The 16131-nt window shown below is 51.1% G+C and carries 18 protein-coding genes; 17 read left to right on the top strand and 1 reads right to left on the bottom strand.

Going from position 1 to position 16131, the window contains the following annotated elements; genetic code table 11:
* The first annotated feature begins 173 nt into the window (after positions 1 to 173).
* The 17 genes from ruvC (at position 174) to VPR01S_RS02515 (ending at position 15420) form a co-directional block, all read left to right on the top strand.
* The gene (ruvC, locus tag VPR01S_RS02595; RefSeq protein ID WP_021703741.1) at positions 174 to 695 is read left to right on the top strand and encodes a crossover junction endodeoxyribonuclease RuvC; all 522 of its coding nucleotides are present in this window, start codon (positions 174 to 176) and stop codon (positions 693 to 695) included.
* A 108-nt stretch (positions 696 to 803) separates the two neighbouring features.
* Entirely contained in the window at positions 804 to 2255 is a 1452-nt protein-coding gene (locus VPR01S_RS02590; RefSeq protein WP_040902213.1) for a methyl-accepting chemotaxis protein, read from the top strand.
* Between the two features lie 88 nt (positions 2256 to 2343).
* Positions 2344 to 2961, top strand: coding sequence for a Holliday junction branch migration protein RuvA (gene ruvA / locus VPR01S_RS02585; protein ID WP_021703739.1), 618 nt, complete (start codon positions 2344 to 2346; stop codon positions 2959 to 2961).
* Between the two features lie 23 nt (positions 2962 to 2984).
* Positions 2985 to 3989 carry a Holliday junction branch migration DNA helicase RuvB gene (gene ruvB / locus VPR01S_RS02580; RefSeq protein WP_021703738.1) on the top strand — a complete coding sequence of 335 codons (1005 nt, stop codon included), beginning with the start codon at positions 2985 to 2987 and terminating at the stop codon, positions 3987 to 3989.
* 463 nt (positions 3990 to 4452) lie between these two features.
* Complete coding sequence (gene cydA / locus VPR01S_RS02575) at positions 4453 to 6039, top strand: cytochrome ubiquinol oxidase subunit I (protein WP_021703737.1); 1587 nt, start codon at positions 4453 to 4455, stop codon at positions 6037 to 6039.
* Positions 6040 to 6056: 17 nt separating this feature from the next.
* Entirely contained in the window at positions 6057 to 7193 is a 1137-nt protein-coding gene (gene cydB / locus VPR01S_RS02570) for a cytochrome d ubiquinol oxidase subunit II (RefSeq protein WP_021703736.1), read from the top strand.
* Between the two features lie 12 nt (positions 7194 to 7205).
* Positions 7206 to 7313 carry a cytochrome bd-I oxidase subunit CydX gene (cydX, locus tag VPR01S_RS22060; protein WP_000270284.1) on the top strand — a complete coding sequence of 36 codons (108 nt, stop codon included), beginning with the start codon at positions 7206 to 7208 and terminating at the stop codon, positions 7311 to 7313.
* A complete protein-coding gene (gene ybgE, locus VPR01S_RS02560) occupies positions 7306 to 7608 on the top strand; it encodes a cyd operon protein YbgE (RefSeq protein ID WP_021703735.1) in 303 nt (100 codons plus the stop codon). Before cydX ends, ybgE begins: the two co-directional genes overlap by 8 nt.
* A gap of 174 nt (positions 7609 to 7782) precedes the next feature.
* Positions 7783 to 8202 carry a tol-pal system-associated acyl-CoA thioesterase gene (gene ybgC / locus VPR01S_RS02555; protein ID WP_021703734.1) on the top strand — a complete coding sequence of 140 codons (420 nt, stop codon included), beginning with the start codon at positions 7783 to 7785 and terminating at the stop codon, positions 8200 to 8202.
* The gene (gene tolQ, locus VPR01S_RS02550; RefSeq protein WP_021703733.1) at positions 8192 to 8875 is read left to right on the top strand and encodes a protein TolQ; all 684 of its coding nucleotides are present in this window, start codon (positions 8192 to 8194) and stop codon (positions 8873 to 8875) included. Before ybgC ends, tolQ begins: the two co-directional genes overlap by 11 nt.
* 3 nt (positions 8876 to 8878) lie before the next feature.
* Entirely contained in the window at positions 8879 to 9322 is a 444-nt protein-coding gene (gene tolR / locus VPR01S_RS02545; RefSeq protein WP_021703732.1) for a protein TolR, read from the top strand.
* Between the two features lie 14 nt (positions 9323 to 9336).
* Positions 9337 to 10359 (top strand): cell envelope integrity protein TolA, encoded by a 1023-nt coding sequence (gene tolA, locus VPR01S_RS02540; protein WP_021703731.1) that lies wholly within the window; start codon positions 9337 to 9339, stop codon positions 10357 to 10359.
* Between the two features lie 16 nt (positions 10360 to 10375).
* Entirely contained in the window at positions 10376 to 11728 is a 1353-nt protein-coding gene (tolB, locus tag VPR01S_RS02535; RefSeq protein ID WP_021703730.1) for a Tol-Pal system beta propeller repeat protein TolB, read from the top strand.
* A 33-nt stretch (positions 11729 to 11761) separates the two neighbouring features.
* On the top strand, positions 11762 to 12301 hold the full coding sequence (gene pal, locus VPR01S_RS02530) for a peptidoglycan-associated lipoprotein Pal (RefSeq protein ID WP_021703729.1): 540 nt from the start codon (positions 11762 to 11764) through the stop codon (positions 12299 to 12301).
* A gap of 15 nt (positions 12302 to 12316) precedes the next feature.
* A complete protein-coding gene (gene ybgF / locus VPR01S_RS02525; protein ID WP_021703728.1) occupies positions 12317 to 13099 on the top strand; it encodes a tol-pal system protein YbgF in 783 nt (260 codons plus the stop codon).
* A 115-nt stretch (positions 13100 to 13214) separates the two neighbouring features.
* Positions 13215 to 14276, top strand: a complete 1062-nt coding sequence (gene nadA, locus VPR01S_RS02520; protein ID WP_021703727.1) for a quinolinate synthase NadA — start codon at positions 13215 to 13217, stop codon at positions 14274 to 14276.
* Positions 14277 to 14382: 106 nt separating this feature from the next.
* Complete coding sequence (locus VPR01S_RS02515; RefSeq protein ID WP_021703726.1) at positions 14383 to 15420, top strand: potassium channel family protein; 1038 nt, start codon at positions 14383 to 14385, stop codon at positions 15418 to 15420.
* Positions 15421 to 15466: 46 nt separating this feature from the next.
* Here the strand turns inward: VPR01S_RS02515 and VPR01S_RS02510 are convergent, their stop codons facing one another.
* Complete coding sequence (locus VPR01S_RS02510; protein ID WP_040902212.1) at positions 15467 to 16036, bottom strand: UPF0149 family protein; 570 nt, start codon at positions 16034 to 16036, stop codon at positions 15467 to 15469.
* Between the last annotated feature and the right edge of the window lie 95 nt (positions 16037 to 16131).

Here is a 16131-nt window from a genome sequence, read left to right as displayed (position 1 = left end):
CAGTCTGCGTCAGTTGATAGGAAATCAATCATGCTGCTGGTGAAGTAAGCGTTTGAACCTGCAAATGATCTGTTTGCACGCACAATTTGGTATGCTTATCGGTATGACCTGTTCGCGCTGAACAGGCTGCCAATAATACGCAGTGCGCCCGAGAGTGGGCAGAGGAAGTGAGTATGTCCATCATCTTGGGTATCGACCCGGGCTCCCGAATTACCGGATACGGCGTGATCCGTCAGAACGGTCGCCATCTTCAGTATCTCGGTAGCGGTTGTATCCGCATGTCGGAGAAAGAGTTGCCGGGGCGTCTGCGTCAGATCTACGCAGGGGTAACCGAGATCATTACGCAGTTTCAGCCGGATGTCTTTGCCATCGAACAGGTTTTCATGGCAAAAAATGCCGATTCGGCGTTAAAGCTGGGACAAGCCAGAGGCAGCGCGATTGTGGCGGCGGTGAATGCAGACCTGCCCGTATTCGAATACGCAGCGAGACTGATAAAACAGGCGGTTGTGGGGACGGGTGGGGCAGATAAAACGCAGGTTCAGCACATGGTTCAGCACATGTTGAAACTGCCTGCAAAACCTCAGGCGGATGCGGCGGATGCACTGGGCGTGGCGATTTGTCATGCTAACACCAATAAAACGCTGGTGGCGATGGCGGGCAAAGCAACCAGCGCTCGTCGTGGCCGGTATCGCTAATCGGGAAAGTGAGAGCTGACAAGCAGTTATCGACGCCTTTGTTGTTATCATTTTGTTAAGTAACTAAAGTGGTAGGAGGTCTAATCAGAACTTTGTATCACTATGACAATCAACCCGCTATCCTGGTGGCGTGCTTTCTGCCAGCCAGCAGACCCTCAATGGGATAACCAGACAGCACGTCAGGCTGACATCATCAGCCTGTTTACCTTTATTGCTTTTCTTGTGGGCGTATACAGCCTGTTGAAATGGTCGCGCCACCAACACGAAGCGCTGATCATCACGTCCATTCTACTCGTCCTGCTCGAACTCGCCTCTGCGATGTTGCTGCGTGTCACGCGACGGGCGGGCTTGGCGCTGAACATCGGGTTTGTTGGCATGACACTGCATGCCCTCAATATCATTTATCAAAGTGGCGGCATCGTGGATTCGACTCAGACCTATTGGGTGCCGCTGCTCATCGTGGCATTTTTCCTTTCTGGCACGCGTACGGTGGCGATTGTCTGGAGCCTTGGTGTGACTGTGATCGCCGCAGCCATGACGGCGGCGCGGCAACAAGGGTATGAGTTTCCTCAACTGCTCTTGAGCCCATCGGCCCAGGCGGTGGAAACTTGGTCTGGTGTGATGTTACCTCTGGTTGTCATTGCGGTGGCTCAGGCGTTTACGGCCCGCCAGCGCGATCGTGCGATTTACCAAGCGGAAAGTGCCTTAGTCAGCAGTGAACAGGCAATGGAGAATGTGGTCGCCGGAGAAAAGAAAATGGCGCACGTGCTTCATCAGGCCACCGACAATGCCGCACAGTTGCGAAATGTGTCGGGCCAACTGGAGTTACAGGCGACGGAATTAGACCAACAAGTGACTCAACTCAATCAGAACTGTGAATCGCAGGCGAGTGCGGCAGAACAGATGAGCCAGCAGGTGCATTTGCTCTCTGAAACAGTGGGGGAGTCATCGCGTTTTGTTCAGGCGCTGAAGCGGCAAAGTGAGCAGGTGGGCCAACAGGCCGGTAAAAGCAGCCAACTGCTTGATGCCTCCACCGCGGCAATGGACAAGATCATGACCAGCCACCAAGACATCATGAAAGTGGCCGACTTAATTACTTCAGTGGCGGAGCAGACCAACTTGCTGGCATTGAATGCGGCGATCGAAGCGGCGCGGGCAGGAGAGCAGGGGCGAGGGTTTGCGGTGGTGGCGGATCAGGTGCGTGAGTTGTCGGCGAAAAGCAGTCAGTCAGCGATTGAGATCCGTCAGTTGCTCGACAGCAGTGAGCAGGATGTCGAACAAGGACAAAAAGTGATGCAGGCCAGTGCCGGACAGATGAACGCGATCATTACTCAGGTAACAGGCATTTCGGGTGAGGTCGAACAATTGGTGACGGTGATGGGGCAACAGATGAGTTCACTCCAGGAACTCGATCTGGCCAGCAGTGACGTTGCTCGTGGGGTCAACGACACCAAAAGCGTGGCAACGGTTGTGGCCAGACAAGGGGAGGAACTGCATCAACAAGTGGATGATGTTCGCCGCCTGACGCACAATTTGGATCGAGTGGTATCACAGGCCTGAAGCGACGACAAATCTGCACAAAGAACTGGATGTGTATCCAGTTCTTTATTATCCTGTCTCAAATTTCCTTCCAACAAGAGAACACAACGTGATTGGACGTCTTCGAGGCACATTGATCGAAAAACAACCCCCGGAACTGCTGATAGAAGTGAATGGCGTCGGCTATGAAGTACAAATGCCGATGAGCTGCTTTTACGAGCTGCCGAATACCGGAGAAGAAGCCGTCATCTACACTCATTTTGTTGTCCGTGAAGACGCTCAGTTGTTGTATGGTTTTAACACCGTGAAAGAGCGCGCACTGTTTCGTGAAGTCATCAAAGCCAACGGTGTTGGTCCGAAACTGGGGCTGGGCATTTTGTCCGGTATGACCGCCAGCCAGTTTGTGGCCTGTGTCGAGCGTGAAGATATTTCCACCTTGGTGAAATTACCCGGTGTGGGTAAGAAGACTGCCGAGCGATTGGTGGTGGAAATGAAAGACCGTCTGAAAGGATGGGGGGCTGGCGATCTGTTTACCCCGGCAACGGATGCGGCGCCAGTCGATTCTGCGCCAGTGTCTGAGCAACAAGAAGCGGAAGAAGAAGCCATCAGCGCACTGCTGGCGCTGGGTTACAAACCGACTCAGGCGTCCAAAGTGGTGGCTCAGATTGCCCAGCCAGGTATGAGCAGCGAAGCGCTGATCCGCGACGCCCTCAAGTCGATGGTTTAAGTGGATAAGTCAGGAGGCCCGTTATGATTGAAGCTGATCGCCTGATTGCCCCGGAAAATCCGGCATTTAAAGACGAAGACGTGATCGACCGAGCGATTCGACCGAAAAAGCTGGAAGACTACCAGGGGCAAGATCACGTCCGCGACCAGATGGAAATTTTCATCAAAGCCGCGCAGCTGCGTGAGGAAGCGCTTGACCACCTGTTGATATTTGGTCCGCCGGGCCTGGGTAAAACCACGTTGGCCAATATTGTTGCTAACGAAATGGGGGTGAATATCCGTACCACCTCGGGGCCAGTATTGGAAAAAGCCGGTGATCTGGCTGCGCTTTTGACCAACCTCGAAGAAAATGACGTTCTGTTCATCGATGAAATTCATCGTCTTAGTCCGATGGTTGAAGAAGTGCTGTATCCGGCGATGGAAGATTACCAACTGGACATCATGATCGGGGAAGGCCCGGCCGCGCGTTCAATCAAAATTGATCTGCCGCCGTTCACCCTGATTGGGGCGACGACCAGAGCGGGATCGCTGACATCACCGCTGCGAGACCGTTTTGGCATTACGCAGCGTCTTGAGTATTACAAAATCCCCGACTTGCAGCATATTGTGCAGCGCAGTGCCGAGTGTTTGAGCCTGTCGATTGACCCGGAAGGGGCACTGGAGGTGGCGCGTCGTGCCCGTGGTACGCCACGTATCGCCAACCGCTTACTGCGCCGTGTCCGTGATTACGCGGAAGTGAAAGGCAATGGCCATATTTGTCCCGATATCGCCGACAAAGCGCTGAACATGCTGGATGTTGATCATCAGGGTTTTGACTACATGGACCGCAAGTTGCTGTTGGCCATCATGGAGAAATTTGGTGGCGGACCGGTGGGCATCGACAACATGGCTGCCGCCATAGGTGAAGAGCGTGACACGATAGAAGACGTACTCGAACCGTATCTGATCCAGCAGGGTTACCTGCAGCGCACGCCAAGAGGGCGAATCGCTACCGACAGGGCTTACCTCCACTTCGGAATTGAAAAATAAGTTTACCAAGCCGAACTTCACAGTTCGGCTTTTTATTTAGTGTGACCAAGCTCACTAAACCGCAAACTCGTATAACCCTTAGGGCGTAATGATCTATGGTGGGTTGTTATGGAGATGTTTATCAACAATTCCGATAACTTGCTGTGGATCACTGAAATGCAACATCAAAATTCAAATTGGCTTGATTGAAATCAATTTGTCTGTTTTTTAGTCAAAAATGAGAGCGAAAACTTGACCTAAATCAAAGCGTTTTTCGCCCATAAACCTTTTGAAACAAGTTGTTTTTAGCAGTAATATTAGCCCTAGCTATATTAGCTGATGCTTAACAATTAACTAACCATTACGGTACATAATTGCAACAATATGATGTTTTTTATCAACAAGTTTCAATGTTGAACAACATGGGGGCTTGCGTTGCTCGTTATGTCGATAGTGTCATTTCAGCCGACACAAAGGAGTTACCATGATTGACGTCGTTGATCTATCGCGGTTGCAGTTTGCGCTCACTGCGATGTATCACTTCTTGTTCGTTCCACTGACTTTAGGTATGGCATTTCTGCTGGCCATCATGGAGTCACTCTATGTAATGACCGACAAGCAAATCTACAAGGACATGACCAAGTTCTGGGGTAAGCTGTTCGGTATTAACTTTGCTCTGGGTGTGGCTACCGGCCTGACCATGGAGTTCCAGTTTGGTACAAACTGGTCTTACTATTCCCACTATGTTGGTGACATTTTTGGTGCCCCTCTTGCCATTGAAGCCTTAGTGGCCTTCTTCCTAGAATCGACTTTTGTGGGTCTGTTCTTCTTTGGCTGGGATCGCCTGACAAAACGACAGCACCTTGCTGTAACGTGGTTAGTTGCTCTGGGTTCAAACTTCTCTGCACTGTGGATTCTGATTGCAAACGGCTGGATGCAAAACCCGGTAGGTGCTGAGTTCAACTTTGAAACCATGCGAATGGAAATGGTGAGCTTTGCTGAGGTTGTCTTCAACCCGGTTGCTCAGGTGAAATTCGTACACACTGTTTCTGCTGGCTATACGACTGGCGCGATGTTCATTCTAGGCATCAGCTCATACTACCTGTTGAAAGGTCGTGACATCGCATTCGCGCGTCGTTCTTTTGCTGTGGCAGCTTCGTTTGGTATTGCGGCCATTCTGTCGACTCTGGTTCTGGGTGATGACTCAGGTTATGAACTGGGTGAAGTTCAGAAAGTGAAACTGGCGGCGATCGAAGCAGAATGGAACACGGAACCTGCGCCGGCGTCATTCACCCTGTTTGGTCTACCAAATCAGGAAACAATGCACACCGATTACGCCATTAAGATCCCTTACGTGATGGGCATTATTGCTACCCGTTCACTCGATGAGCAGGTCACTGGCCTGAAGGATCTGCGTGCTGAGCACGTTGAGCGTATCCGTAACGGTATGTACGCTTACGAGCTGCTTGAAAAACTGCGTGCCGGTGACAAGTCGGAAGCCAACATGACTGCCTTCAACGAAGTGAAAGGCGATCTGGGTTACGGCCTGCTGCTAAAACGCTACACCGAAAACGTGACAGACGCGACTGAGCAACAGATCCAGGCGGCGGCTGATGATTCCATCCCGACGGTATGGCCTCTGTTCTGGTCTTTCCGCATTATGGTGGCATGTGGCTTTGTTATGCTGTTTGTCTTCGGCGCGGCGTTCATTCAGACTTGTCGTCAGAAGATCGAACAGAAACGCTGGTTGCTCAAAGCGGCGCTGTTGAGTATTCCACTGCCTTGGATTGCGATTGAAGCCGGCTGGTTTGTTGCAGAGTACGGCCGTCAGCCTTGGGCTGTGGGTGAGATTCTGCCGACACACTTTGCGGCATCGGCACTGACTGCGACAGAGATTATCACATCGCTGGTGGCCATTTTGGCGCTGTACACCGCATTCCTGATTGCTGAAGTGTATCTGATGCTGAAATTTGCACGTAAAGGTCCAAGCAGCCTGAAAACGGGTCGCTACCACTTCGAACAGAATCCGCAATCTGCACAAGATAAGCTGGATCGCCAGGTAGAAGCGTAAGGCAAGGAGAGACTATTATGTTTGATTACGAAACTCTGCGACTGATCTGGTGGGTACTGATTGGTGTCCTGCTGGTTGGCTTCGCGATTACCGACGGTTTCGATATGGGGGTTGGTGCGCTGGTCCCTGTCATCGGTAAAGATGACACTGAACGCCGTATTATGATCAACTCAATTGCCCCACACTGGGACGGCAACCAGGTATGGTTGATCACCGCAGGTGGTGCGCTGTTTGCTGCGTGGCCACTGGTGTACGCAACGTCATTCTCTGGTTTTTACCTGGCGATGATCCTGACGCTGGCGGCGCTGTGGCTTCGTCCAGTCGGTCTGGACTACCGCTCTAAGATCGAAGATCCAAAATGGCGTAAAAACTGGGATATCTGTATCTCTATCAGTGGTTTCGTACCGCCACTTATCTTTGGTGTGGCGTTCGGTAACTTGTTGCAAGGCGTACCATTCAAGTTGAACGAACTGCTGATGCCGACATACCACGGCTCGTTCTTCGCCCTGCTCAACCCGTTTGCACTGCTGTGTGGTTTGGTCAGCCTGTTTATGATCATTATGCAGGGCGCGACCTGGCTGCAGATGAAAACCACTGGCGATCTGCATACCCGTGCTCGCGGCGTTGCGCAAATCATGGGGCTGCTGACTGTGGTTGCCTTCGTTGCGGCTGGTTTCTGGATTCAGAGCATCGACGGCTACGTGATCACCAGTGCTATCGACCACAATGCCGCGTCGAACCCACTCAATAAAGTGGTAGAAACGTCGGCGGGCGCATGGATGAACAACTTTAAGGAATACCCACTAATGTGGATTGCTCCGGCGCTGGGCGTGGTGATGCCGCTGCTGGCGGTGTTGGCATCACGCGTAGAAAAGTGTGGCTTTGCATTCCTAGCGTCCAGCCTGGGTAACGCCGGTGTCATTCTGACTGCTGGTTTTGCAATGTTCCCATTCGTTATGCCGTCTAGCCTGGTGGCCAGTAACAGCCTGACCATGTGGGATTCGACGTCAAGTGAACTGACTCTCGGTCTGATGACTGCCGTTGCGTTTGTGATGGTGCCGATCATTCTGGGTTACACGTCCTGGACCTACTACAAAATGTTTGGTCGTCTGGACAGCAAGTTCATTGAAGAAAACAAAAACTCACTATACTAAGGAGCCTTTACTATGTGGTATTTCGCATGGATTCTCGGTGTACTACTTGCTTGTGCATTCGGTATCATCAACGCTCTTTGGTTAGAGCATTCGGAAATGATGGACAAAGACAGTGAGTAACCTCGCTGAGCAGGTAACCCGCTTGCATGCTCTGGTGGATAAGGCTCTGTTGAGAGCTTTATCCCTTATCCTGGGCTTTATGCATGTGGGCTTGGTGATGTGGGACCCACACGCCTATGCCAATGCCATCGGTGGTTTTAACGTGATCATCGCGCCACTGATGATCTGGGCACTGTGCGCCAGCATGGTGTTTGGAATAGGTTTTAAACCAAGGCGCTGGTACTGGCAGGTTCTGTTCAGCCCGTACTTTTCGCTGACGATTTTGCTCTATCTGACTTACCAGTATTTCGTGTGAGACAGATTGTAACAATTTACCTGCAGTTCTGAATTTTCTCTGAATTAGCGCTACTTCGTCGGGGTAGCGCTAATTTTTTGTCCGATTGCTGTGAAAACGGTGAATTGCCTTTCACAACTGGATACGGGTTGCGTTATAGTAACCGTCTAATTTTGTTGTTGAATTGGTGCCGTTTTGCAAGCTACAAGCCGTGAATTTATTTGGCCGGTTGTTGTGTACTATGAAGATACCGACGCTGGTGGGGTGGTGTATCACTCCAACTATCTGAAATTCTTCGAGCGTGCCCGCACAGAGATGCTGCGTTCGGTAGGCGTTTCACAACAACTTCTTTTGGAACAAAGCATTGGCTTTGTTGTCCGACACATGGATATCGACTTCCTTCAGGGAGCGCGATTGGACGATCATCTGAACGTCAACACCACCATTTCTGAGCTCAAAAAGGCCTCGATCACATTCTGTCAGGAGATCGTCAATCCTGAGGGGCATATATTGTGCCGGGCAATGGTTAAGGTAGCATGTATCGATAATAAGAAAATGAGGCCCATTGCTATGCCTCAATCAATTGTTATGGAGTTAACACAGAGTGACCGCTGAAATTTCAATCCTTGACCTCTTTTTACAGGCTAGTTTGCTGGTCAAACTGGTCATGCTCATTTTGTTGGGGATGTCGATCGCTTCCTGGGCAATGATCATCAAGCGCAGCAAAGTGCTTTCTCGTGCAGAAAAAGACACTGAAGCGTTTGAAGACAAGTTCTGGTCTGGCAACGATCTGTCCGTACTGTATCAAAGTGTGAAGAAAAACAAAGACGAACTGACCGGATCAGAAGAAATCTTCTACTCCGGTTTTACCGAGTTTGCGCGTCTGAGAAAATCCAACGCCTCATCTCCGGAGTTCATTATGGAAGGCACTGGCCGTGCGATGCGCGTGGCGGTGGCTCGTGAGGTGGATGATCTTGAAACCAGCTTGCCATTTTTGGCGACCGTGGGTTCGATCAGTCCTTACATTGGTCTGTTTGGTACCGTTTGGGGGATCATGCACGCCTTTATCGCGCTGGGTGAAGTCAAGCAAGCAACGTTGGCCATGGTGGCACCGGGTATCGCAGAAGCACTGGTTGCGACCGCGATGGGCCTGTTTGCTGCCATTCCGGCCGTTATGGCTTACAACCGCCTGAGCAATAAAGTGAGTAAGCTAGAGCACAACTACGCGACTTTCTCAGAAGAGTTCCACAGCATTCTTCACCGCCAGGCGATGGCCAACAAGGAATAAGCGATGGCGGGCTACCAAAGAAAAAAACGCAAGATGACCGCAGAGATTAACGTCGTACCCTATATCGACGTTATGCTGGTGCTGCTGATCATCTTTATGGTGACGTCGCCCTTTATTACTCAGGGTGTCGATGTCGAGTTGCCTAAAACCTCGACCGCAAAACCAGCCAGCGAAATGGCCGGGGACAGCGACGCGAGCTTCATCATTGTTGAAATTGATAAACAAGGTCAGCTTGGTGTCAGTGTCAACGATGAAGACATGGTGCGCGGCCTGTCACTGCAGGACGTGATCGTCCGTGTTAAAGCGGAGCTGTCACTCAAACCGGACTCTCCGGTAGCGGTGGGGGGCGATGCGCAAACTCCGTACGCTGAAGTTGTTTTGGTGTTGGATGAATTAAGCCGAGCAGGCATACCGAAAGTCGGCCTGTTAACGGATATCAAGGAATAAGTTCCGTAAAGCAGATGAAAAACCACAAATCCAAAAGAAATGAGTATGGCAAACCGGTCGCAATATCGATCGGTCTGCATGCCTTGCTGGTGGCGGCTCTGCTGTTTGGCACGGACTTTACGATGAATAAGCCACAGCAAAGTGGCCAGATGGTTCAGGCGGTTGTCATTGACCCGTCGGCCGTGCAAAAACAGGCTCAGCAAATTCGCAGTCAGCGTGAAGCTGCGGCGAAGAAAGAGCAGGAGCGTCTGGACAAACTCAAACGCGAAAGCGAGCAACTGGAGAAAAACCGCAAAGCCGAAGAAGAGCGCATTCGTAAGCTGAAAGAGCAGCAGGCGAAAGACGCACAAGCAGCCCGGGAGGCAGAAAAACAGCGCGCGCAGAAAGAGCAGGAGCGCAAAGCCGAAGAAGAACGGGTTCGCAAGGAACGTGAGCGGGCTGCTAAGCTTGAAGCGGAACGCAAAGAAAAAGAAGCGGCGATTCAAAAAGCTGAGCAAGAACGTTTAACGCGTGAGAAAGCAGCGAAGGAAGCCGAAGAGAAAGCGCGTAAACAGCGTGAAGCGGCGGAAAAGGCCGAAAAAGAACGTCTGGCGAAAGAAAAAGCCGCCAAAGAGGCCGCAGAAAAAGCGCGCAAAGAGAAAGAACGCTTGGAACGTATTGAGCGTGAACGTAAAGAACAGGAAGCGGCTCTGAACGATATTTTTGCAGGCCTGGAAGATGAATCCGCGCAGAATCAGGTCGCGAAAGGTCAGCATATGGCGAGTGAAGTGGCGCGATTCTCGTCGATTTACACTCAGTTGATTCAAAGTCGAATCATCAAGGACGACTACCTGTTGGGAAAGTCGTGCCGGGTTAATATTAAGCTGGTTCCGACTGGCAGTGACGCAGTGGTCAGCAGTGTGTCTGTACTGGGGGGTGACTCACGACTGTGTAACGCGGCAAAAAGTGCGATCAGTCAGGTCGGTAACTTCCCGATGTCCAAAGATCCTGATGTGATCAAACAACTGCGTAATATTAACTTAACCGTTGATTTTTAAATAAAGGATGACCAACGTGATCAAACGATTATTGCTAGGGTTAACGTTACTGATGTGTACCGTTGCCAACTCAGCGAATGCCGCGCTCGAGTTGGTGATTACCGAAGGGGTCGATTCAGCACGACCAATCGCGATCGTACCTTTTAAGTGGGAAGGCGCGAGTAAACTGCCGCAGGATGTCTCAGCGATCATTGCCTCTGACCTGCAACGCAGTGGTAAATTTAGCCCTGTGGCGACCAGTAAAATGCCACAGACGCCATACAGTGACACCGAAGTGAATTACCCGTCTTGGACGTCTCTGGGAGTGGATTCACTGCTCACAGGGTCGATCACGCAAGATGCCAATGGTAACTACGTGATCAGCTATCAGTTAGTCGATGTGGTCCGTGGTCAATTGACGAAAGGCCAGAGCCAGGCATTGAGTGATGACGGCCAGCTCGTTGCTGCTCAGGACCACGTTTTGTTTAATAAGCGTGCCACCGTGCCAGCCAACCGCCTGCGTGAATACGCTCACCGAATCTCAGATCTGGTCTACGAGCAGCTGACAGGTGAGCGTGGTGCATTTTTGACTCGTATTGCTTACGTGGTCGTGAACGACAAAGACACGTATCCGTACCAACTGCGTGTGGCTGACTACGATGGTTACAACGAGCGACTGGTATTGCGTTCGAAACAGCCTCTGATGTCACCAGCCTGGTCTCCGGATGGCAAAAAGCTCGCGTACGTCAGTTTCCAGAATGGCCGTGCAGAAATCTACGTGATGGATATCTACTCAGGTGAACGTGAGAAGATGACGTCATACCCGCGTCATAACGGTGCGCCAAGATTCTCACCAGATGGCAGCAAGCTGGCATTGGTATTGTCTAAAACCGGCAGCCTGCAAGTGTACATTCTCGATTTGAACAGCAAGAAACTGACTCAGGTGACTTCAGGTCGTGCCAACAACACTGAACCATACTGGGCGCCGGATGGTCAGTCATTGATCTTCACGTCAGACCGTGGTGGACGTCCACAGATCTATCAGGTCAACCTGGCTGACAATTCAACCAAACGTGTCACCTGGCAGGGGATGCAGAATCAGGGCGGACAAATCACTCCGGATGGCCGCTTCCTGGTGATGGTTCACCGCAGCAACTCAGGTTTTAACCTGGCAAAACAAGATTTAGAGACCGGCGCAGTGCAAGTTTTGACGCAAACAAAACTGGATGAGTCGCCAAGTATCGCTCCGAACGGCGGTATGGTTATCTACAGCTCTATCTATAACGACACAAACGTTCTGTCGATGGTGTCGATTGATGGGCGATTTAAGGCTAGACTACCGGCAACTAACGGGCGTGTAAGAGCGCCGGCGTGGTCACCGTTTTTATAGCAAGTAAATACAAAAAAGTAAGGAAAAAACAAAATGCAACTTAACAAAGTTCTTAAAGGGCTGCTGATTGCGCTACCAGTACTTGCAGTGACTGCATGTAGTTCAAGTGATGAAGCGGCTAACGCTTCAGGCTCTGAAACTAACCAGTCTACGTCAGGTTCTGCTAACGGTGTTGATACTACAGTGGTATCGCCAATCGATGGCAACGGTCAACTGACTGAGCAAGAGCTGAAAGAGCAAGCGCTACGTGAGAACCAAACTATTTACTTTGCATTCGATAACTCAACGATCGCTGGCGATTACGAAGATATGCTGGCTGCACACGCGGCATACCTGGTGAAGAACCCTTCAGTGAACGTCACTATCGAAGGTCACGCAGACGAACGTGGTACTCCTGAGTACAACATCGCACTGGGTGAGCGTCGTGCACAGGCAGTCGCGAAATACCTGGAAGCTCTGGGTGTAATGCCAAGCCAAATGTCTATCGTCAGCTACGGTGAAGAAAAGCCACTTCTTCTGTCTCACTCAGAAGAAGCGTACGCTAAGAACCGCCGCGCTGTTCTGGTTTACTAATCGAGGAAATGCCTCATGTTCAGTAACTTAAAGCGAATTACCGCGCTTACGTTACTGGCAAGTGCAGCGAACCTGGCGTTCGCTGCACCAGCCCCAGTATCTGATCTATCAAACTCCTCATCTTCATCTCGCGCGTCTGCGTCAGCCAGCAGCAACGAGACGGATGTCGCACGCCTGGAGCGCATGCTACAAAGTCGTAACCGCCTGCAGATTCAGATGCAGCAGCAAATTGACGAGCTGTCACACGAAGTCAGCAGCCTGCGTGGTCAACTTGAAAAGAACAACCATGACATGCAGCAGATGTTGCAACGTCAGCGTGAGCTGTTTGTCGAACTGGATAAACTGCGTAGCGAGATGAATTCCGCGCCTAAAGCCGCAACGAGCGGCAAAGCGGCGTCTGCCAAGTCGGCCGGTGGTACGTTTAGTACTAACGCCAGCGAGCAGGCCGCGTATCAGGATGCGGTTGATATGATCCTGAAAAAGCGTGATTACACCGGTGCCATTGCGGCATTCCAAAAATTCCAGAAAGATTATCCGGATTCGTCCTTTACCGCGAACTCGCATTACTGGCTGGGTCAGCTTTATTTTGCCAAAAAGCAGGATAGAGACGCCGCCAAGAGCTTCGCTGCCGTACTGACGTACGAAGAGTCCAACAAACGTGCAGATGCATTAGTGAAGCTGGGTGATATTGCCGAGCGCAACAACAATGATGCACAGGCACAAAAGTTCTATAAGCAAGTGGTCGACGAGTATCCGACCAGCGCTTCTGCTGAGCTTGCCAAGCAAAAGCTCAAATAGAAACCAGATGCGTATGAGAAGAGGCTGCCCGTCAGCCTCTTTTGCTATTCTTTGATCCACAGCTGTTAACAGGTGTACAATACGCGGATTACTGGAAGTTGCGTAGGCAAGAGCAATGAGCCACATATTAGATAAAATAGATACCGTATACCCGTTTCCACCCAAGCCAGTTCCACTGACTGAAGCACAAAAACAAGTCCACATTGACAACATTAAGACGCTGCTTAAGCAAAAAGACGCGGTCTTAATTGCCCACTATTACACTGACCCTGAAATTCAGGCTCTGGCGGAAGAAACCGGCGGCTTTGTCGGTGATTCGCTGGAAATGGCCAAATTTGGCAACCGCCATCCAGCGTCTACGCTGATCATTGCTGGCGTGCGCTTTATGGGGGAATCAGCCAAGATCCTGACACCAGAGAAACGAATTCTGATGCCCACACTGGAAGCTGAATGTTCGTTGGATCTGGGCTGTCCTGCGGATAAGTTCACCGAATTCTGTGACGCGCACCCGGACCACACCGTGGTGGTGTACGCCAACACGTCGGCTGCAGTGAAAGCGCGAGCAGACTGGGTGGTGACCTCCAGTATTGCACTTGAGATCGTGGAACACCTGGATGCGGAAGACAAACCCATCATCTGGGGCCCGGATCGCCACTTAGGTTCGTACATTGCCAATAAAACGGGCGCAGACATGCTGCTGTGGCAAGGTGAGTGCGTAGTGCATGATGAATTTTCTGCCGACGCTCTGCGTAAAATGAAATCCCTGTACCCAAATGCCGCGATACTGGTTCACCCGGAGTCACCAGCCAGCGTCGTGGAATTGGCCGACGCTGTCGGCTCGACCAGTCAGTTGATCAAAGCGGCCAAAGCATTACCGCAACAACAGATGATTGTGGCCACCGACAAAGGCATCTTCTTCAAAATGCAACAACTGGTGCCGGAAAAAGAGCTGATTGAAGCACCAACGGCCGGCGCTGGCGCGACATGCCGCAGTTGTGCGCATTGTCCTTGGATGGCCATGAACGGGCTGAGCGCAATTGAAAGCGCGTTGCGCGATGGCGGCAAGGAACATGAAATCTTCGTTGATGAAGAGGTGCGTGTGAAATCGCTTATCCCTCTTAATCGCATGCTGGACTTTGCAGAGCAACTGAATATGCAAGTCAAGGGCAATGCTTAACGGATTGATAAGGTGCACAGAATTAGAACCAGCCCGTAGCGGCTGGTTTTTTTGTGCCTGATACTTACCCCATGTTACACATCGTGGACGTCACACAGGAATATCAATGTCAATCTGGTTAACGTTCAAACAATGGGTCAATGCGCGACTGTTCGACATCAGCAATCGTAACCTGTTGTTGTTTCTGATCGCGTATTTAGTCTTATCGTGGCTGTTGCTCCGTTTGGCGGGCGAGCAGGCGTTGACGGACGACCCGGCAACGTTTGTCTACTACCTGATGGTGACGGCCTCGACCGTCGGTTATGGTGATTACTCGCCGCAGTCGGATGCGGGCAAATGGGTGGTGTTGCTGTTTGTAATACCAGCCGGGCTGAGTTTGTTTGCAGCTTTACTGGGTCGTATTGCCAGCGAGGCGGTGGAGTATTGGAGAGCAGGAATTCTGGGGAAACGTAAAATGAATCTGAGCAACCATATCTTGTTATTAGGCTGGAATGGCCAGCGTACTATACACATGATCAGAATGCTGCAACATGAAGAAACCGGTAAGCGTCCGATTGTATTGTGCAGCCGCAGTGATATCGAGAATCCGTTGCCCGGGGAAATCGGTTTTGTGCGCGTCAACAGTTACACCGATGCAAAAGAAATGGAAAACGCCAGTATTGATCAGGCCAGTTGCATCATCGTTGATAACTTGGAAGACGACGTGACGCTCTCAGCAGCGCTCTACTGCGCCAACCGTAATCCTAACGCGCATTTGCTGGCGTATTTTAAAGATGAAGCGCTCAGCGAGCTTCTGAGCCAACACTGCCCGAATGCCGAGTGTATTCCGGCGGTTGGCGCTGAAATGCTGGCGAAAGCGGCGGTGGATCCGGGCTCCAGCAAGTTGCACCAGGAGCTGCTGGCCTCAACGCGAGGCATGACACAATATTCTACCGTCTACCCCAAACACAGTGACGCCATCAGTGTTGAGCGGGTGTTTACCTTCATCAAAGCGCGCCACAAAGCGACACTCATTGCCATAGACAGCGGGCGAGGTATTCAACTGAACCCGGAGCTGGATACCGTGATCAATCCAGGCGATCGGGTGTTTTACATCGCCGATGAACGCATTGATGACTTTGACTGGCATGCGGTGGAAAAATAAAAAAAAACCTGGCAATAGCCAGGTTATTTTGCCGTAACGTCAATGCTTACTGATCGGCAGCCAGCATTGCGCCGCGCATAGCCAAACCACTTAGCATCGTTGGCATCGCATTGTAAATCTCTTCAAACTGCTCTAAGCCCTCAATGCCTTGTTCAGCCAGAGTCGCAATTGAGGTTTCCGGATCGTAGAGCATGCTCAAAGACAGCAGAACGCCGCCTAGTAGCGCGTTGTCTTCGCTGTCTTCCGGCATGATGGTTTCCCAATCGTCGCGTGACAGTTGCCAGCCTTGCAGAACACCTTCACAAAAATCACGTGTGGCTTCGTTGACGATCTCTTCTTCGTCTAACTGACACAGCTCTGGCCAGATCCAGCCGTTGTTGAGCAGAGCGGGGCGATAGCCATTCCACAGGGCAATTACCGCCTCAATGTAGCACTCCAGTTGTTCGCCATCAGAAAAGGGCGCCACTTCTTCACCGCCCCAAAGGAACGGCAGCCATTCGTGCGGAGAAAGTTCATGAGGAGCAGCCGCCATCGCGGTAACGAAACCGTGTGTTTTTGCTTCATTGAGCAACTTGCCCTGCAGCTCTGGCAGCGCGAGGAGTTCTTGTAGAGTCAATGTAATTACCACTGTGATGAATTCAACAGGCGCCATAGTAGCAGTCATAGAATTAGATAAAAAGACTTGATGCCTTACAGCATTCGCTATAGCTT

The sequence above is a fragment of the Vibrio proteolyticus NBRC 13287 genome (genome assembly GCF_000467125.1).
GTDB classification, from domain to species: domain Bacteria; phylum Pseudomonadota; class Gammaproteobacteria; order Enterobacterales; family Vibrionaceae; genus Vibrio; species Vibrio proteolyticus.
Note: the sequence above shows the minus strand (reverse complement) of the source record. Positions and strands in the feature narration are given on the sequence as shown.